Source organism: Robinsoniella sp. (genome assembly GCF_034124845.1).
The window spans coordinates 3612-22506 of record NZ_JAWYAJ010000371.1 but is presented as its reverse complement, the minus strand read 5'-3'; the positions used below and the strand labels follow the sequence as shown (position 1 = coordinate 22506).

The following is an 18895-nucleotide window of genomic DNA, read 5'->3' as shown; positions in this document are numbered from 1 at the left end:
ATTAGTCGTAAAAATATGGCGGGGATTGTATGCAGGACGCAGAATCATGTGGATGAGCGTCTGGTGGAGCATGGAATCAGAGTTGCGTATATTACGCTGAAAATGCTGGAAGCAGAGGGATGTTCGGACCGGAAAAGTATTCGGGATCTGTGTTTTTTGACGATGGTGCATGATGTTGGGGCATACAAAACAGAAGAGATTAATAATATGGTGCAATTTGAAACCGGGAACGTCTGGAATCATTCAATCTATGGCTACCTGTTTTTAAAGTATCTTTCACCTTTTTCTGAACTTGCTCCCGTGATTTTGTATCATCACACGGATTGCGATAAGCTGGCAGGGATATCCGGTCTACAAAGAGATCTCCTGAAGTGGGCACAGATGGTAAATTTGTCAGATCGGGTAGATGTGTGTATACAAACAGGTGAAGGAGTGAATATCATTGAATACCTAGAAAGGTTTTCCGATAGAAAGTTTTCTTCCGAAGTAATTGATTTATTTAAAAAAGCCGAGAAAAGAGATCAAATATTAGAGAAGTTAGGCGACAGTGCAAATCAGCGCAAGATATCCAAAGAGGTGTTTGAGGCTCTGGGAAATCCTTCGTTTTCCAGGAAAGAGATTGAAACTTATCTGAAAATGGTTGTGTATGCCATTGATTTTCGAAGCCCTTTTACGGTGATACATACAATTACCACAACCAGTATCAGCCAGGAACTTGCCAGATTGATGGGAATGCAGGAGATAGAGATTACTCAGATCTATTATGGAGCGTTACTGCATGATCTGGGGAAGATCGGAATACCGGTTGAAATACTGGAATATCCGGGAAAACTGAGCCCTCAGGCGATGAAGATTATGAAAACTCATGTAGATATTACGGAAGAGATTATGAACGGGGAAATGGAACCGGTGATTGCAAATATTGCTTTGCGGCATCACGAAAAAATAGACGGATCAGGATATCCCCGTGGCTTAAAAGGGGAGGTACTGACACCTAGCGAACGGATTGTTGCTATAGCAGATATCGTAAGTGCACTGAATGGGAGGCGCAGCTACAAGGATGCATTTGGGAAAGAAAAGATTGTAGGGATTTTGACTGAGATGAAAGAGGACGGGCTGTTATGTGAAAAGACAGTGGATGTTATGATCCGGCATTTTGATGAAATTATGGTAAACGTGAGAAATACCTGCGAACCGGTACTGAATGTATATGATCATATTAACATTGAATTTACCGAACTCTGCGGGGTCTGTGAAAAGATATAGCGGCACTAGGTTATCGGCACCTGGGAATTGGAACCATTCTCTGATGCAGCCTGCTTCATCTGCAGAATGGTTCCAATCATTGTAAAAAAGCTTTCCTTGCATTTCCAATGACTGGCAGACACTGAACACGAATTCTCAACTGGTTACTACACGCTCTAGCAGCAGTCCACCAGTTTCAGCGATGCTTCATCTAACATTTCATAAAAAGCATCCTGGTCTGTCATGCATTTATTTTTGCTGCGCTCAATGGTTTCTACCAATTCAGTCAAAGCAGCTCTTTTTGTTTCATCTGAGTCAGCCAGAATCTGCCCCAGTTGCCTGGAGGCCTCAATCAGCCGGAGTGAGCCGTAAATATGCGGCTCTTTTTTTAGCCCTGCAGCACTAAATACCAGATATACTAATAATTCAAAACATTGTTCATTATTGATTGGATTCATCATTGATGTTGTCCTCCTTCCATTTGTTGTAAAATAAAATTTCTTCCAGGGGCTTTCGCTTGGGGATGTGGGGATCAGAATCCGGGTAGCCGATGGTTAGCAGAAGTTCTATTTCGATTTTCGGGGGCAGATTTAAAAGCTTACGGACAACAGCATTATGAAAAGATTTGATGGCGCAGGTTCCAAGTCCTAGAGAAACTGCTTCCAGCATGATATTTTCTGCTGCCATGGAAGCGTCTATGGTTGCCAGTATTTCACCTCCCGCTATTCCGCCCCGCTTTCCGGCATAATCACGGTCTGAGCAGATGGCAAGGATTACGGGCGGTTTGCCGCTTAAGCCGGGGCTGAAGAGGTCGACTTTTCGCACCAGGTCCGGGTCGGTGATCAGACAGAATTTCCATGCCTGTACATTGCTGGCGGAGGGCGCAAAACGCCCTGCGTCTATGAGCGTTTCCAAGAGGTGGACGGGAACTGCTTTATCCTGAAAATGCCTGCAGCTGCGCCGGGATTTGATTAAAGTTAATAAATCATCAGTCATGGAGACCTCCTTTGTAAAAAAGTCTGGGAAAACCCAGGTTTTCTTGTTATAATAAAGGGTATAAAGTTCGAAATAAAAATCTTCTCAAACTACTTATTAAGGAATAGCACAAGCCAGCTTGCACTATTCAGGGGGATAGATATGTAAAAGTAACATTAAAAGAAAAAGGTGGTGTAGTATGGCTATTACCGTTGCACAGGCTTATGAGATTGCATCCAGGCTTGGCTGCAGGCTGCTGGCAGGAGAAAAAGGATTCTCAAGAGATGTTTCCTTCATAGATTCCATTGAACAGCCGGATATCGAACCATGGATTCGCAAAAATATCTTTTATATTACAACCGGTTATGCATTTCGGGATGATGCAGATAAATTGTGCAGTCTCGTTAAGGCTCTGAATGAAAAAGATGCGGCAGCACTTGCAATTAAGTCCAGATTTATGGAAAGTTTCCCAGAAACAGTGGTGAAACTGGCAAAACAGCTGGACTTTCCGCTGATCCTGATGCCGGATGACCTGCCCTTCATTGAACTTAGCTATCCGATCATGGTGGCAATTGTGGAAAAACAGAATAATTTGCTGGAGTTTACCAAATTGAAACTGTTTGAATACAGTACCCAGGTTATGGATAATAACCTTTTTGTAGATATTCTGACGGGAAATATTAAAATTCCCGATGAGGCGGATAATAGAGCCAATGCTCTGAACTGGACGAAACCGCCTTTTCGTCTTGCCGTTATGGATATTGATGATTTTGAATCCTATATCCAGAATAAAAATGAAGAAGAAATCCAGAATACAAAAGATGCCGTTATTAACTTGATTAAAGAATCAGTGGGCAGGAAACAGGTAAAATGCACAGTGGTGAATAAAAATGACAGTTTTACCTGTATTATTTCCCAAACCTATACCGTGGATTTGCTGAAACAGGTATTTGCAGAAATCACCCAGAGGATTCATGATAAGGGAGGACTTCGGGTATCGGTTGGATTATCTTCCGTGGCAGAGCAGTTCATCGATCTGGGAAAACTCTATGAAGAGGCAAGAGATGCCATATCCATTGGGCGCCATCAACGAAACGCTGGAATTATGTACATTGAAGAGATCCGTTTTGAACAGGCGTTAAAGCGTATCTGTAAGGATCCATTTTACAAAGAGTATACCAATGGGATGCTAAGCCAGCTCCTGGAATATGACCGGAAAAATGAAGGACATCTTCTGGAAACACTGGAAACGTTAATTGCCCATATGGGTGTTCGCAATACCACTGCAGAGGCTCTCTTTCTGCACCGTAACACACTTGCATACCGGATTAAGAAAATAGAGAGCCTTTGCGGCTATAGCCTGGATGACAGCGATAATCTCTTTAAATTGGGGCTGGCACTGAAGATGCGCCATTATATCTAAGAAATTATGTATGTCATAGGCGGTATCAGTAAGTGTCATTCCCGGCGCAGCATCTCGAACCAGGCAAACAGGCCTTCCGCCAGAACCGGATCGATAACCGGGAGCCCTGTTTCTTTTTCGATTTCTTTCGCAATGCCGATGGTGGTCAGGCCGGTGCAGCCAAGGGCGATGACCTGGGCGCCCATTTTTTTGATTTTCCAAGCTGTTTCCATGCAGGCGGCACGACCCTTATCGGTCATGAGATCCAGGGTACTGTTGACGCCGTCCGGTCTTTCCACGGCAATTAATTTTTCCGGAATCATACGCAGGTACGCTTTGGGAGCATAGTCCACGATACCCAGGATTGCAATTTTGTCACCGTATTTTGTGGCGAGAGCAGCTGTGGTTTCCCCTCCCCCGGTTACGGGGATGCCGGGGAGTACCTCTCTGATTTCCGCTACACCAGGGTCGTCGGCACAGCTTACAATTATCATATCCGGCTCATGGAAACTTTTTGCCGTTTCCACTATTTTGGGAATTGCGGTTTGTTCCAGTTCATGGCTGTGGATCCCTTCTGGCTGACCGGGAATACATTTTGATTCTACCATCAGCCCGGGAAAATTATCTTCTATGATGCGGCCATGTATATTCATGAGTTCTTCATTATCAGTTGTGAGAACCCGTATCAGACCAATTTTAAACTTCTTTTTCATTTTGTCCCCCTCAATAGCCCGAGTATGTGTTGTTCTTTAATTAGCAGTTAGAAACGATTTGTCAGGAAATAATAAATTTACCATCTTTGATTACCAAGATATCATCCAGGTACAGAGTTGGCTTTAAAATAATGCCGTCCATATGGCAGTCTGCCTTATTCGTTCCTCCAAAGGAGGTATTCGTGCCAAAGGCGATGTGAACCGTGCCAAATACCTTTTCATCTTCCAGAATAATCCCGCTTAGGATTGCCTTTTCATTCGTTCCGATGCCCAGTTCACCGAGTGTGGCATTGTTATCATTCTCTAATAATATGGAAAGCAGTTCGCTTTTTTCGCCGGTAATTTCCCGGACTTTCCCGTTCTTTATTTTCACGTGCAGAGGAGAGTCCAGCTTACCGATTCCAACCATGGAGCCGTCAATGATCATTTCTCCTTCAGAACTGTTTTCCTGTGGTGCAATATAAGCTTCTCCGGATGGCAGATTCCCGCTTTCTCCCGGATTTTTGTAGACCCCCGGACTTCTTACGCCGTTTCGATCTTTCAGATCCATGACCAGAGTGCAGCCGTCTTTTTCTATGCGGGCAAATGAGGCATGGTCTAACAGCCGTGAGACTTTTTCTGTCAGGTGCTCTACGGCAGCGTAATCCGCAGTCATAGCACCATTTTCAAACATAGCTTCTGTAATGCCGGGCATAGTAGCAACCCGGGCATTATTTTTTACCGCACCAATCCTGGCATTGGTATGGGTCAGGGATTTGGCGGTGGGGCAGATTACAATATCAGCCCATTTCATCGCTTCTGAGACGGCTTTTGGAGGCTCTTCGCCGGATACGGTGCGTTCTTTCATCGTAAGAAGCATTGATTCGCAGCCCAGCTCATTTGCAGCTTCATAAAGTGCCTGCCCAATGAGAAAACGGGAATTGTCGGTAACAATCAGCACCGTGTCTTTCGGTTTGGCATCCAGACAGCTCATTAATATTTTTTTTGCGTTATCTTTTAAACTCATAATTATACCTCCTGCATACAACAGACAGTTCTGCGTACTGCAACAATTGAAAGTTTGAACAGTGTTAGTGCTCCATCCGGCTAGAAACCCTACTGACAGCACTGCCTATTTTGCCATCTGCCGCGTTGTCGTCAGTCAGCGGAGGAACCACTCCGCTTCCATCCTCCGCCTTGCAGACTGACAAAATAATCAGCACTGTCAGTAGGGTTTCTGGCTGGATGGAGTACTAGGAAAATCTTAAATTACGCTGCCAGTGCCGGAGCGCGTTTGAAAATTGATTCCTGCGGGTCAGATATCCGTCAGTTCGGATACAACCCGTGCAAGGATGGTACGTGACAGAACAATCATTTTGCCTGTGATCTTCGCAAACATCTCTTTCATTTCCTGGGTATATCCAATGCAGTCTAAAACTACCAGATCACCATCCATATTCTTGATTTTATATGCTGCTGCCTCTAATGACGTCCAGTCACCGTATGGAGATGCGGGAATGGAAGTGACCTGGTTCACATATTGATTCCACTTTTTCTCGCATTGCGTTACCTGCAGAGGAGAAGGTGTTACTGTGATGATATTTGATGTTTTCGTCAGCAGAGGGACGATATGATTTAATATTTTGCACGGAAAAATAAGAGGTACTTTGGATTGAAAGTTATCCGGGAAATCTCCTGTGCAGAAAAACATAATTAACTTTACACCCTGTGCTTCCAGATCATAGATCCGCTGCTGCAGCCGGGGCAGAATATGCCGCTCTGCAAAAGTGACGGAACTTCCGTCTGTAAGACGTGACACTAATACGTAATCTCTTTCTTCTGGTTTAAATGATTCTATTTCTTCACGGGTCAGACCGTCCAGGCCGCCGCCTTGCAATAATTCGGCTTTGCTCTGAAAAATGTCCATAATATCACCGGTGACGTCAACACGGGGTGCCTGACCGATTGTTATTGCCCCAATTTTCATATTTGCAACATCCTTTCTGTTAGGTTTGTCGGATCTGTACTTGTGTTTATTGTTTTGCTTACTGACAGCTGTGCGTCACACTTTGTGGGAGATTTGACCCGAATAAAGGGCGCGTAGCGGGCTGCGAAACCTGAATTTAGGGCAAATATGCCGCTAAGTGGGGCGGGCAGATGGCGGGAATGAATTTTCAAACATGCCCCAGTGTCTGTATATGTTTCATGGAACCGTACAGAGACTGAATTAATTCGTATTCTTTTTTATCATAGAATTCACATTCGCCCTTTGTAAATGCTTTTGCAACTTCCAGCATGAAGCGTGCGGCTTCTTCGATATCTGTGATATGACTTGCGCCTGTAGCACAGCCGGGTACCATTACTTCGGCGGTGATGGCTACGCCGACTACGGGGGCATCTGTAGCGGTGGCGGGCTGAAGGATACTGTTAATATGATGCAGGTTATTGCCGTATGGCGTGATATCCTGGGTGGACAGCGGGAAGACATAGGGCAGTTTGCCGGTGGTGATCTGCATTAATTCCAGGAGATCTTCGGAAGCTTTCAGGATGTAACCTTCTTTGACGGTAGGAGAGATGGCAAATCCCCGGGTATTGATCATACGGTTGCCTTTGGTGGTATCACAGGATAAGATTGCATCCAGTTCGGGAGAAACTTCTTCCTGATTTACCTGGGACATTTCCACCGGTGAGCCCATAAAAGGAACGGGTTTGTGGGGGGCGGTAGGGGCATCGGGACAGATATGAGTGGAAATGAAGACATCCCCATCCAGGAAATCCCCTTTATTTTGCATATCTAATAGTTTGGCAGCAAGGGCTGTCACAGCCAGGGCTCCGTCACCGTCAGACACATATCCCAGACGTTCCGGACGTGCACCGATTCCCCCAAGGCGTCCCAGCAGACCAATGGTTGGAGCGGTACCTCCGTTTGTTTTGCCATTGGTTCCCGGAATTCTGACTTTTACCATATCGGTAGACCCCTTCGGTCCTTTTAATTCATATACTTCAATATTGGCATCCCCACGGATACCCCGCAGATAAGCAGCCACGTCCCAGCCGGTTACGGTACTGCTGTCTAAAATATCAAATGCTTCAATTAATTGTTTCATCAACATAATGCTATACCTCTTTTCCTGAAAATTTAACAAAAGTATAGCATTGAAAAAGTGGAAAGTCGATACATCTGGTGAACAAAAAAAATCCCATTATATTGTGCATTAAGCACAAATAAAAGAAAATGGAATTGATTTTCTTATTTGTAAAATAAAAATAAAGTATTTGTGAAAAATTAATAAAAACAACTTGACAATTGCTGTAAAAATCAATATAATGGCAATTAATTCAGGGATTTAAAACGGTAAAGTTTTGGATCTTACAGGAAATATCTTTTGCAATTATTAATAATATATTGTGCAAAAGACACAAAAGGAGGAAGAGACTATGAATGACAACAAAGACCTGCAGACAGAAGTTAAGATTTCTGCATCAGAGCACCCGAAAGCATTTTCCCCGCATATTCTGATCTTAAATCTGATTATGTGTGCGATTGGTGCCATCATTGGGCTGGAGCTGATTGTGAGAACGGGTGTAACGCCCAATACTTCTATTATTGGAGCACTGTTTGCCATTATACTATCCAGGATACCCATTAAGCTGCTGCAGAAATACCGGAATGTACATAGCCAGAACCTGATCCAGACAGCGATCTCAGGGGCGACATTTTCAGCTGCCAACAGTTTAATACTGCCAATTGGTATTCCTGTTCTTATGGGGCATCCGGAGCTGATGTTCCCAATGCTGATCGGTGTATTTCTGGCAACGATTATTGATGCAACGATACTTTATAAGACCTTTGATACGGAGATGTTCCCTGCCACCGGAGCGTGGCCTCCCGGGGTAGCAGCAGCCGAGGCAATTCTGGCGGTTGTGGAAAAAGGAAGAAAGGCAATGCTGCTGATCGTAGGCGCAGCAGGCGGAATTGTAGGAAAATGGATTGGGATACCTATGGATTTGCTGGGTGTATCCTGGTTTGGTGACTTTTTTGCCATGGGTGCTTTGGGAGCCGGCAGTATTGTAATTGGAATCGTAAAGACAAATGCAATTTCTTTGAACCTGTTTCAGCGTGACTTTGTCATTGCCGGTAATTTGTTCGGAGAGGGATACAGCTTCGACAATGTTGCACTGCTGAAATACATGCCTCATGGAATTATGATCGGTGCCGGAATTGTTGCGCTCATTCAGGTAGGAATGATGCTGTTTAAGAAAAAAGGAAAAGAAGCCAGCAACGCAGGTAAATTTACCACCAGTATGTCTCAGATGAAACAGGCGCTCGGAATGGGATATGTGGCATACCTTGTGGTAGCATTGCTGCTGGCGGTAATCAGTGGACTGGTAACACAGATGTCATTTCCACAATTTGTACTCTGGGTTATTTATGCGGCATTTGCAGCTATTGGATCCGAGCTGATCGTTGGTATTTCAGCAATGCATTCCGGATGGTTCCCCGGTTTTGCAACTGCTCTTATTTTCCTGCTGGTAGGTTTACTTCTGGGATTCCCGCCTGTACCGCTGGCACTTATGGTAGGATATACATCTGCAACAGGACCGGCATTTTCAGATATGGCATATGATCTGAAATGCGGATACATATTAAGAGGAAACGGAGCGGATCCGGAGCTGGAAAAGGCAGGCAGAAAGCAGCAGTACTTAAGTGAAATCCTGGCATTTACCGTAGCATTTGTCATGGTTGCGATTTTAGCACATAAATATTTTGACCAGGGATTATTTGCACCGGTTGCACAGACCTTTGCCACAACGATTGAAGCAGGTACCAGCTCAGAGGTAGCAAAATGTCTGATTATCTGGGCATTCCCGGGTGCATTGATTCAGTTTATCGGAGGTAAGAAACAGATTGGTATTCTGTTCGCAACCGGTTTGCTGGTTGGAAGTACCGTGAATGGAGTTACGATTATTGTAGCTTTGATCATCCGTTACTTTATTGTGAAAGCAAATAAGAATAATGAACAGATTCTTACTATTCTGGGTGCGGGTGCTTTGGCAGGAGCTGCGCTTTACAGTTTCTTTACGGCGACTTTGGCACTGGGGAAGAAGAAATAAAGTTGTTTAGATATAGTAAGTAAAAAGGAAAAGCGTGATCTATGCTTTTCCTTTTTTGTACTTATTTGATTTTAATTAATGGGAACAAAACTCCGGTTTCCAGTTCGCTTTCATCCGAAGCGCTGTGTTCATCTTTGATAAAGCGTTCGATGCTGGGACCGGAGATCTGGTATTCCGGATGTTCTTCAAGCCAGTTTAAGACGGCGGCATACGCCTGATGAAGATTCTCATGGGAGCCATAATGAGTTACGGCTGCACAAAGTGTGGGCGGAAGTGTATGAACGTCCGGATGGGTACTGTTAACCGGTACCTGGGCTTCCACTTCCACATTTTCATGGGAAAATTCTTCATTCAGATAAATTAATTGAAAGGCACCTGCCGGTTTAAGTCCCCTTGCATTCATCTCCTGTTGCAGATTGGCAAATAGAAGGTGAATACTGTCGGCATCTATATTAATTGTACGGCGGATCCCATACACATTTTGTGGGGGGGTATCCATAGTAATGACATGATATTGGTTCTGCTTCATGGTTGTTTCCTCCTTAGGCAGAGACATATCCTGCTCCATTTGGCGGAGTATTGAATTTAAAGAATGAATCTGGTCCTTTATTTTCTGATGCTGCAGCCGGATCTGGATACACAATGCATCTTCCGGCAATTCCAGCAAAACTTTAATTTCAGAGAGGGTGAAGCCGTATGACTTTAACTTCTCTATGGTATGCAGGGTTTTTGCCTGGGAAGCATGATAATAGCGGTATCCGTTATCCGTACCTGTTGCAGCGGGATGCAGCAGTCCGATGCTGTCATAATGGCGCAGCATTCTTGCAGAAATACAGCATAATTTTGAAAATTCTCCAATGGTAAACATATCTGTCTCCTTTTTAAAAGTGTAATATAATCAGAACCGGTTCTGAGATTATCATATACCTTAGCATTGTGGTAATGTCAATAGTAAAAATAAAGTTTTTTGTGGACACTCTTATTTACACAGATCTAACGTAAATTTGTTGTATATTCCCCAATATTCTTGCTATAATGAAACTAACAGCATCAAACTGAAGAGGGACAAAATGGCAGAGCCGGTCAAAGGAAACCCGAAATGTAACTGTTCTCGGGGCGTAAATGAAGATGGGAAGGCATGCAAAAGAAAAGAGGTGCTCCATATGCAGTTCACGGGCCTGCATATCCGCAATTTTAAGTGGATACGGGATATGAAAATCCAGGGTATCGAGAATGCGTTAATCCTGGTGGGGAAGAACAATACCGGAAAAACTACGATACTGGACGCAATTCGTGCGGTTTGCGGATCTTATGTGGTATCGGATGAAGATTTTAATGAAAAAAAGCAGAATATAGAAATAGAGGTATCGGTGAAAATTACAGCGGATGACAGGCAGATGCTTCACAGAAACGGTATTGTCAGCCAGTATAAACGTTATGATATCTGGGAAAAGGATTTTCGTTCAAAGCTGCCTTCCTATGACGGGGAAATAATGACATTTTTATTTACCGTAAACCGGGATGGACAGATCCGGTATGGGGATGGCGTGAAAAAGCATAACCGTTACATACAGGAAGTGATGCCTCAGATTTATTACATCGATGTCCAGAGGGATTTAGAACAAATACAGGAAGATCTTTTAATGTGCCAGGAAGATGCGTTGTTAACCCAGATGCGCTCAGGGTGCTGTCTGTTTGACCAGGCAAAGCAGTGCAACCACTGTTTTCAGTGTATCGGTCTGATCAACCAGAAAAGCCCGGATGAGTTAAATGCATATGAGACTTCTAAACTGTTGGAATATAAGCTTTATCAGCTGAACCTCAGTGAATTTTCAGAAAGGGTGAACCGGATCTTTCACAGAAACGGCGGGTTTATGGAAGAAATCCATTATACGATGGAGTGCGACGTTGACCGGTTATTTAAAGTGAATGCCAGGACTTACAGTAAGGAGAGAGGGACTACAAGCCCAATTGAACACCTGGGGAAAGGTATGAGGAGCATCTACATGCTGTCGCTGCTGGAAGCATATGTAGAGGGGGAGAATCATCTGTCCAGTATTATACTGGTGGAGGATCCGGAGATTTTTCTTCACCCCCAGCTGCAAAAGGCGGCCAGTGAAATCCTTTACCGTTTATCTAAGAAAAACCAGGTGATTTTTACCACTCATTCACCCAATATGCTCTTTAATTTTAACAGCAGGCAGATCAGACAGATCGTACTGGATTCCGAGTATTTTTCAGTTGTAAGGGAGCATACGGACATTGGTAATATTCTGGATGACCTGGGCTATTCCGCCAATGATCTACTGGATGTGAGCTTTGTATTTATTGTGGAGGGAAAGCAGGATAAGAGCAGACTTCCGCTGTTGCTGGAAAAGTATTATTCGGAAGTTTACGATGAGCATGGAAATCTGTCCAGGATTGCCATTATTACCACAAACAGCTGTACCAATATCAAGACCTATGCCAATCTGAAATATATGAACCGAATCTATCTGAGAGATCAGTTTCTGATGATCCGGGATGGGGATGGCATGGATCCGGATAAACTGGCGGGCCAGCTGTGCAGGTATTATGATCAGAGAAATCTGGAGGATGTGGATCAGCTGCCGAAAGTGACTGAGAGAAATGTGCTGATTTTAAAATACTATTCCTTTGAAAATTACTTTTTAAACCCGGAAATTATGGTTCAGCTTGGAATTGTGGAAAGTACGGAATCGTTTTATGAGATTCTTTTTACAAAGTGGAAAGAGTATTTGTATCGGCTTCGGAGCGGCAGGAAACTGGTGGAAGTACTGGGCAGAGACCTGGAGAGTATCCAGGAGATAAAAGACCATATAGAAAGTTTTAAAATTTATATGAGGGGACATAACCTCTATGATATTTTTTACGGAAGATACCGCAGCCAGGAGACAGAGCTGCTTCGTAAATATATAGATCTGGCTCCCCGGGATGATTTTGCAGATATCTTAGATTCCATTGACCGGTTTGTCTATTTCGACAGCAGGAAAAAGGAGCTAATCTAGTATGATCCCCAGCCCCGTCAAAAGATTTATGGCCTCCGGATACGAAAAACGTGCATTTTTTACTTTGTTCGTCTGAACATCAATCATATAATCCCTGGCGTCTCTGAAATCGGAGAATGCCAGGTTATTTTTTGTGAATTTCGTATTTTTCAGCTGACATCCCTGAAAGTTCGCCTTTTCCAGGCGGCAGTCTTCAAAGTAACATTCTTCCATGACATTACCCTGAAAAGAAAATTGATTCAGTTTCAGTTTAACAAAATAATTATATTTTAAAACACAATTTTCGAAAGCGGTAAAGGGCAGCGTAATTCCGTTTTTGGTTTTTAACTCATCCCAGCTGATGCCAACCAGGGAACAGTGGTGGATATCGTTGTTTTTAAAGTCTGTATATTGAAATTCTGTACCTGCGCAGGTACAGCTGCAAAAAGAGCACCGGTCAAAAATGCAGTTTTTGATTTTCAATTCAAAAAAATTGCAGTGGGAGAAGGTACATTCAATAAAATGTGCATCTTCCAACAGTGTTGATTCCAGATTTAATGTATCAAATCGCTTTTCCTCATATGTTTGCATAGAAGCCCTCCTGTGAATCCGAATGGTTTTTACCACAGATATGTTTTTTATATCATGGCATGTATTGGAGGAAAGGTCAAGGAGAAATAAAAGGTGTCATGTTAACTTGACATGACGGGATGGCTATGCTACTATGGTGTAAGGTAAACATTACATAAGTATTTAATCAAAATGATTTAAGTGTATAACAGGGAGAAATCGATGAAAAACAGAATCAAAGAATTAAGGGAAAGAAAAGGATTGACCCAGGCACAGCTGGGGGATATGGTCGGGACCTCCAGACAGGCAATCAATGCGATTGAAACAGAGAAATTTGAGCCGTCTATCTGGCTGGCATATGATATTTCAAGAGTATTTGAATGCAGTATTGAGGATGTTTTTTTATTTGAGGAAAGTCTGAAAAAGTCCAGGGCTGAGAGCAGCAGAAAGGAGCAGGGAAATGGCGGTAAGACAGCTTCGTTTTGAAGGAGACGGGATACTGAGTAAAAAATGTAAAGAGGTTACGGTTGTGGATGATAAAATCCGGGAGCTTTTAGATGATATGCTGGATACACTTCATACGATGCCTAACGGGGCAGCTATTGCAGCATGTCAGGTTGGTATTCTGAAACGGCTGGTAGTGATTGACATGGGAGACGGCGTTATTAAATTAGTGAATCCTAAGATTGTCGGAACCAGCGGCGTACAGGAAAGTATGGAAGGGTGCTTAAGCTTCCCCAATAAGGCAGGCATAACTGTGAGACCTAAAAAAGTGACGGTGCAGGCATTAAATGAATTCGGAGAGGAAATTTTGCTGGAGGGTGAGGACCTTATGGCAAAATGTCTCTGCCATGAGATTGAGCATCTGGATGGCAGAGTATTTTTAGAGCATGTAATCAGCTTTGTGGATATGCCGAAGTAGTACGCCTGCGGGACCAGGCAAAATATCCAAAGCAGATTAAAATAGAAACTAAAGATGCAGCAGGTGCCGCAAAGCCTATGGAATAGAGGGAAGAACCCGCCGTCTGACTCAGAAAATAAGACAGGGGTATTCTTACGGCAAACGTGGCAATCATACTGTGAATCATGGAAATAATGGATTTTCCGCATCCGCTGAAATAGGAGTTCATGCAGAATATAAAGCTTACCAGAATACAGTCTATGGAATATGAGCGCAGGTACTGTGCTGCTGTTTCGATTACCCGGGGGTCATTGGAGAACATGCCGGTCAGTGTTTCCGGCAGGAACTGGGAGTACAGGCAAACGGCGAAACCGAAAATCAGGGAAAAGCCCACACCGCAGTAAAGTGCGCGTAAAGCCCGTTCCGGTTTTTTTGCTCCCATATTCTGTGCGGTCATGGTAGCTACGGCGGAAGCAAATGAGGTGGGTGGCAGCATGGCAAAAACAATCAGTTTTTCCACAACGCCAACTGCTGCCGAGGCGATAATTCCCATGGTATTTATAATTGCAGTAATAATCAGAAACGAAACATTTACAAGTGCATCCTGCAGTGCTAAAGGCAGTCCTACTTTTAAGATATAGAGCAGGGAGTAGCGGTCCGGGCGCAGATGGTATCGGTGAAAGGGAAAAGAAAACCCTTTCTTTTTCATATATATAAATGCAAGTATAAAGCTGATGCCCTGTGCCAGGACTGTGGCAATTGCTGCCCCTTTGGCACCCATATGAAGTGCACCGGCAAGAATAAAGTCTACGACGATGTTTATAACACAGGCGGCTGCGATAAAGTACACCGGAGTTTTGGAATCCCCAAGTCCTCTGAAAATACCGCTTACCGCATTATACCCGATAATAAATGGGATTCCGCATGCGCAGATAAGCAGGTACTGGTGTGTAGCATGGACAGCTTCTGCAGGAGTGTGCATCAGTGTGACAGCCGTGTTTGTAAAAATGATCATGACCGGTGTAATGAGAACAGCCAGCAGCAGGAACAGAACGGCAAGATTCCCAACGGCGGTTGCAGCCCCCTCTTCGTTTTGCTCTCCGATGCGCTTTCCGATCAGGACGGTTCCCCCCATGGAAATACCCAATATAATGCCGGTAATGGTCTGCATAACCTGGCTTCCGATTGCTACAGCCGATACGGCGGAAGAATCTGCGAATTGTCCCACCACAAATAAATCAGCGGCGCCATATAGTGCCTGCAGCAGACTGGCAATGAGAAAGGGTACGGCAAAACGCAGCAGAGTGCTTCCAATATGGCCTTCGGTTAAAGAATGTTCTTTCAAAATATTACCTCCTAGTAGTACATAAAGTTTTTCATTTACAGATAAATATGTCCGAATAAAAAAAGCTGGATAAGCAGCAGGTATCAACCTGCCATCTTATCCAGCATTATTATTCACAATCGAAATGCCCTCCGATGAACCATTAACAATATACTACAGGAAAAAGGAAGTTGTCAAGAGTGGTTAAACCATTTTTTGACATAATCTTTGGTGTGTTCCGGCGCAAAAGTCTCAAAACCTGTCAGATTCCCGTCTTTATCGCGAAGGGCAAATACATCGATAACGCCTTCCGATGTTGAAAAGCAGGGACCATATGTCTGTTCATCATTTTTAGAGGAAACCCGGTCTTCAAAATACCGCACCAGTTTATCGTTATAATAATATCTTCCGGTTTTCTTATCTCTGGTCAGTCCAAATTTAGAATAATCTTTTTGACGTGCAGAGGATATCTTATCAAAAATGGGGTCCGCTATTTTGTCAATTTCAGCAATTTTTGCATTTGCCTTGGTATAATAATCATCCAGAATTTTACTGGAGCTATCCAGAACTTTTGTAAAACTGTCATATTTTTGGTTAGCGGCATCCAGTTCTTTTTGCAGTTCATCGATTTTTGATTCATATCCATCGGTGGAAGAAACATAATCATTACCTTCAATTGCGGTAGATTCCTGATACAGTTTTTCAAGCTTAGCGGTATAAGAGGCAGTAACCTTAGCGTACTGAGTGCTGACCTGATCCCAGTAGGAGTTCATGGTATCCTCGTATTTTTCATTTACTTTTTCATAGCTGTTGGCGCATTGTTCCATATACTGATTGTAGTTGGCATATACTTCATCAGTAAACTTATACCATTGTTCTAAAAATGTGGGATCCAGATAATTTGTCTCGGTTTCGGCTAATTTCTTCAATTTCACTAATGCTTCATTCAGTTGTTTCTCCAGATCGGTATAATTGGATTCAATGTCTTTTCTGGCAGCATCGTATTCCGCCTTAATGCCTGACATTAATTTTTCAATATCTGCTTCACTCATATTCGTAAAATCAATTTTTGCTGCTGCTGAACTGTCAGCTGCAGTATCAGATGTTGTTTCAGATGCATTATTGGTCGAATTTCTTTCAGCAGCGGTAGCTGTCTCGAAATTTTGGTGAGAGGCTTCAGACGCCAGCGCAGTTTCTGTAGGAGCCTCAGCGGCGGAGGTTGTAAATGTTATGGCAATACTGGCGGTTAACACCAGGGCTATAGCAGAGCCTGCCAGGGAAGTTTTCTTAATTTTCATAATTGCTTTAATCCTTTCTTCTACTGCATTTTTGCAGAAGTGGCTGCATAGAGGGTTCAACCGGCTTTTTGATTCTTCCAGGCTGATCAGCGTCCGTGCATAATCAGATTTCAGGCTTTCCCCAAAACTGTGTACTACGGACTCGTCACAGGATAACTCGATATCCCGATTTGCCAGAAGATACATTACCCATACCAGCGGATTGAACCAGTGGATGCAGGCGGCAAATGCAAAAATATATTTGAGTACAGCGTCAAAGTGACGAATGTGAATGTATTCATGAATCAATACGTATCGCAGCTGCCCATCGCCAAGCTTTACCATTTCTTTGGGAAGGAGAATAACCGGCTTTAGAATCCCGTATGTAAAGGGGGTTTTAATCTGGTCGTATTGTTTAATCCGTACTTTCCGGCGGATAAAACCGGTCTGAATCATATAATTCGGAAACTCACTGCCAGCCGGTACAGCAGTGCGGTATTCCAGACGGCAGCGGATGTGGGGAACCATAAAAATCAATGCGCTGATCAGCACTCCGGCAAGCCACAGGATTAACAGGACGGACTGTATACGAATGGGCGGCGGTGTTTCCTGAACAACAACATGCTCCATGGAAATATCTTTCTCTGAAGGAGCAGCGCTTGCGGCATTCACAACGTTGGTACTGCTTCCAGCATTGTCAATGGAATCAGAAGTATTGCTATTGAAATCAACAGTATGATTACCATTGTCCGGTGTAATGACAGCAGTGTTTTCCATAATGGCTTGGTTTTCCATGATGGCGGATTCCGGTGTATAAATTGAGTTGTTGGTTACCGTTTCCCCAAGGATGCGAAAATCGTTTTCAGCGGAGGAAGCAGCGTCCGATGATTCAAAGTCGTTTCCAGCGGAGGAAGCAGCATCCGTTTTTTGACTTCCGAATCCCTGAAAATTTGCTGACCTCTGCTGTATATGATTGGCTAAGGTATAAACACTTAACTGGGATGTAACGGTAAATGGAATTAGAAGTCGTATGACGACAATTCCCCACAGTACTAAAAAAGTCTTTTTCGGCAGCTTATTTACAGCCACAATCCGAATGATCAGGATGGCAATAATTAAAACAGCTGCATATATACTCATCTCCCATATTGTCATAACGGCCCTCCTATTCCAGATCCTGTACAAGCTCTTTAAGGCGTTCGATTTCCGGTTTGGACAAATCTTTTCTTCCGAGAATAGACGCGACCAGACGGTCTGCGGATCCATCGAACATTTTATTAATGAGTTCGTTCGTTTCTGTTTCCTGTGCCGCTTCCTGGGTTACCAGAGGATGACAGACAAAATTGGGATCTTTTCGCTGGATTGCTCCCTTATCGATACATTTTTTAATTACGGTGTAGGTGGTGGTCTTGCTCCATTCCACCTGTTCTTTCAGGATCCTGGCAATTTCTTTGGCAGTGGTATCCCCATCTTTCCAGAGAATCTCCATAACCCTTAGTTCAGAATCAAATAATTTCATTTCCATGTGCATGCACTCCTTTATAGTACGCTGAAAATCAGCGAGGTAAAATGTTCTATTGTAATAGAATTCTATAATGAGATTCTACCGCGATAGAACAAATATGTCAAGGGAGTTTCTGGTATTTTTCGCAGAATTTTTTAGAAATGGTAGAAAGAAGGTTTCATACATAAATGGGTGTTTCTCCAGACTTGACAAAAATTTTCAAAAAAGCTACTATAGCATTATGTAACAAATAGGCAATACATTTCAAAACGAAGATAAAAACACAGTCCGGTTGGTAGTCCGGGCGCAGAATATAGAATTCTGTCAGTAACCTGCCTCCTTTGGTTGTCCGTTCTTTGTTCCGTTTAAATTAAAGGAGGAATTTAATATGTACAAAGTAACAACCAGTCTTACTATTTTTTTTGAGCCGCCATTTTGGGTTGGCATATTTGAACGCATGGGAGAGCAGGGATATGAGGTTTCCAAAGTAACCTTTGGCGTGGAACCAAAGGATTACGAAGTAAACGAGTGGTATCAGGAGAATTGGAACCGGCTGAAATTCAGCCCTCCGGTAAAATCTCAGGTACATCAGGAGCGCAGGGTCAACTTTAAGCGAATCCAAAAGCAGGCAAAAAAAGCGGTGGAAGAAAATGGGGTTGGAACTAAGGCGCAGCAGGCATTGCAGCGTCAGCATGAGCTGTTGAAGCAGGAGCGAAGCGTTAAGAGCAGGGAACAGAGAGAAGAAGAAAAGAGACGCCAGTTTTTAATTCACCAGCAAAAGAAAAAAGAGAAACATAAAGGCAGGTAGATACAGCGGAGTGTAGCGCACCGCCCATGAAACGTAAATTTAAACACGCGCTTAGGGGAAGCTTTTTATAAGGCTTC

18 protein-coding genes and 2 pseudogenes are annotated in these 18895 nt (G+C 43.4%); 8 read left to right on the top strand and 12 right to left on the bottom strand.

The window, feature by feature from the left end:
• Positions 1-1266: HD domain-containing protein (locus tag ACH2DQ_RS18820; RefSeq protein ID WP_395027828.1), on the top strand; the 1266-nt coding region annotated here is incomplete at its 5' end.
• Between the two features lie 155 nt (positions 1267-1421).
• On the opposite strand, the gene ACH2DQ_RS18815 is transcribed toward ACH2DQ_RS18820, so the two are convergent.
• Positions 1422-1706, bottom strand: a complete 285-nt coding sequence (locus ACH2DQ_RS18815) for a DUF6092 family protein (protein WP_394915038.1) — start codon at positions 1704-1706, stop codon at positions 1422-1424.
• Complete coding sequence (locus ACH2DQ_RS18810) at positions 1687-2241, bottom strand: nitroreductase family protein (protein ID WP_394915039.1); 555 nt, start codon at positions 2239-2241, stop codon at positions 1687-1689. The genes ACH2DQ_RS18815 and ACH2DQ_RS18810 overlap by 20 nt, the downstream gene beginning before the upstream one ends.
• Positions 2242-2419: 178 nt before the next feature.
• Here ACH2DQ_RS18810 and ACH2DQ_RS18805 point away from each other — a divergent pair, with 178 nt between their 5' ends.
• Positions 2420-3643 (top strand): PucR family transcriptional regulator, encoded by a 1224-nt coding sequence (locus tag ACH2DQ_RS18805; protein WP_394915040.1) that lies wholly within the window; start codon positions 2420-2422, stop codon positions 3641-3643.
• Between the two features lie 35 nt (positions 3644-3678).
• On the opposite strand, the gene ACH2DQ_RS18800 is transcribed toward ACH2DQ_RS18805, so the two are convergent.
• The 4 genes and pseudogenes from ACH2DQ_RS18800 to ACH2DQ_RS18785 form a co-directional block, all read right to left on the bottom strand.
• Positions 3679-4335, bottom strand: coding sequence for an aspartate/glutamate racemase family protein (locus ACH2DQ_RS18800; RefSeq protein WP_394915041.1), 657 nt, complete (start codon positions 4333-4335; stop codon positions 3679-3681).
• Positions 4336-4396: 61 nt separating this feature from the next.
• Positions 4397-5341, bottom strand: a complete 945-nt coding sequence (locus ACH2DQ_RS18795) for an aminopeptidase (RefSeq protein WP_394915042.1) — start codon at positions 5339-5341, stop codon at positions 4397-4399.
• A 288-nt stretch (positions 5342-5629) separates the two neighbouring features.
• Complete coding sequence (locus ACH2DQ_RS18790; RefSeq protein ID WP_394915043.1) at positions 5630-6301, bottom strand: AroM family protein; 672 nt, start codon at positions 6299-6301, stop codon at positions 5630-5632.
• Positions 6298-6432: pseudogene (locus tag ACH2DQ_RS18785) on the bottom strand (DUF6783 domain-containing protein); the annotation flags it as partial. The pseudogene ACH2DQ_RS18785 and the gene ACH2DQ_RS18790, both read right to left, overlap by 4 nt.
• Between ACH2DQ_RS18785 and ACH2DQ_RS18780 the strand changes: the two are divergent.
• Positions 6370-6540, top strand: a pseudogene (locus ACH2DQ_RS18780) (DUF6783 domain-containing protein). The pseudogenes ACH2DQ_RS18785 and ACH2DQ_RS18780 overlap by 63 nt on opposite strands.
• Here the strand turns inward: ACH2DQ_RS18780 and ACH2DQ_RS18775 are convergent.
• Positions 6489-7427 carry a DUF1177 domain-containing protein gene (locus ACH2DQ_RS18775; protein WP_394915044.1) on the bottom strand — a complete coding sequence of 313 codons (939 nt, stop codon included), beginning with the start codon at positions 7425-7427 and terminating at the stop codon, positions 6489-6491. The pseudogene ACH2DQ_RS18780 and the gene ACH2DQ_RS18775 overlap by 52 nt on opposite strands.
• A 325-nt stretch (positions 7428-7752) precedes the next feature.
• On the opposite strand from ACH2DQ_RS18775, the gene ACH2DQ_RS18770 reads away from it, so the two are divergent.
• Complete coding sequence (locus tag ACH2DQ_RS18770; RefSeq protein ID WP_394915045.1) at positions 7753-9429, top strand: OPT/YSL family transporter; 1677 nt, start codon at positions 7753-7755, stop codon at positions 9427-9429.
• A 61-nt stretch (positions 9430-9490) separates the two neighbouring features.
• Here ACH2DQ_RS18770 and ACH2DQ_RS18765 read toward each other — a convergent pair whose 3' ends face one another.
• Complete coding sequence (locus ACH2DQ_RS18765; protein WP_394915046.1) at positions 9491-10297, bottom strand: MerR family transcriptional regulator; 807 nt, start codon at positions 10295-10297, stop codon at positions 9491-9493.
• A gap of 295 nt (positions 10298-10592) precedes the next feature.
• On the opposite strand from ACH2DQ_RS18765, the gene ACH2DQ_RS18760 reads away from it, so the two are divergent.
• Positions 10593-12455 (top strand): ATP-dependent endonuclease, encoded by a 1863-nt coding sequence (locus tag ACH2DQ_RS18760; RefSeq protein ID WP_394915081.1) that lies wholly within the window; start codon positions 10593-10595, stop codon positions 12453-12455.
• On the opposite strand, the gene ACH2DQ_RS18755 is transcribed toward ACH2DQ_RS18760, so the two are convergent.
• Entirely contained in the window at positions 12447-13025 is a 579-nt protein-coding gene (locus tag ACH2DQ_RS18755) for a pentapeptide repeat-containing protein (protein WP_394915047.1), read from the bottom strand. The two genes, ACH2DQ_RS18760 and ACH2DQ_RS18755, sit on opposite strands and share 9 nt — an antisense overlap.
• Positions 13026-13226: 201 nt before the next feature.
• Between ACH2DQ_RS18755 and ACH2DQ_RS18750 the strand changes: the two genes are divergently transcribed.
• Positions 13227-13490, top strand: a complete 264-nt coding sequence (locus ACH2DQ_RS18750) for a helix-turn-helix transcriptional regulator (RefSeq protein ID WP_394915048.1) — start codon at positions 13227-13229, stop codon at positions 13488-13490.
• Positions 13465-13926: a peptide deformylase gene (gene def / locus ACH2DQ_RS18745; RefSeq protein WP_394915049.1), complete on the top strand. Its 462-nt coding sequence runs from the start codon at positions 13465-13467 to the stop codon at positions 13924-13926. Before ACH2DQ_RS18750 ends, def begins: the two co-directional genes overlap by 26 nt.
• Here def and ACH2DQ_RS18740 read toward each other — a convergent pair.
• The 3 genes from ACH2DQ_RS18740 to ACH2DQ_RS18730 form a co-directional block, all read right to left on the bottom strand.
• Entirely contained in the window at positions 13901-15250 is a 1350-nt protein-coding gene (locus ACH2DQ_RS18740) for an MATE family efflux transporter (protein ID WP_394915050.1), read from the bottom strand. The genes def and ACH2DQ_RS18740 overlap by 26 nt on opposite strands.
• A 173-nt stretch (positions 15251-15423) precedes the next feature.
• The gene (locus tag ACH2DQ_RS18735; RefSeq protein ID WP_394915051.1) at positions 15424-17661 is read right to left on the bottom strand and encodes a M56 family metallopeptidase; all 2238 of its coding nucleotides are present in this window, start codon (positions 17659-17661) and stop codon (positions 15424-15426) included.
• A 10-nt stretch (positions 17662-17671) separates the two neighbouring features.
• The gene (locus ACH2DQ_RS18730; protein WP_394915052.1) at positions 17672-18031 is read right to left on the bottom strand and encodes a BlaI/MecI/CopY family transcriptional regulator; all 360 of its coding nucleotides are present in this window, start codon (positions 18029-18031) and stop codon (positions 17672-17674) included.
• A gap of 367 nt (positions 18032-18398) precedes the next feature.
• On the opposite strand from ACH2DQ_RS18730, the gene ACH2DQ_RS18725 reads away from it, so the two are divergent.
• Positions 18399-18818, top strand: coding sequence for a YjdF family protein (locus ACH2DQ_RS18725; protein ID WP_394915053.1), 420 nt, complete (start codon positions 18399-18401; stop codon positions 18816-18818).
• Positions 18819-18895 lie beyond the last annotated feature (77 nt).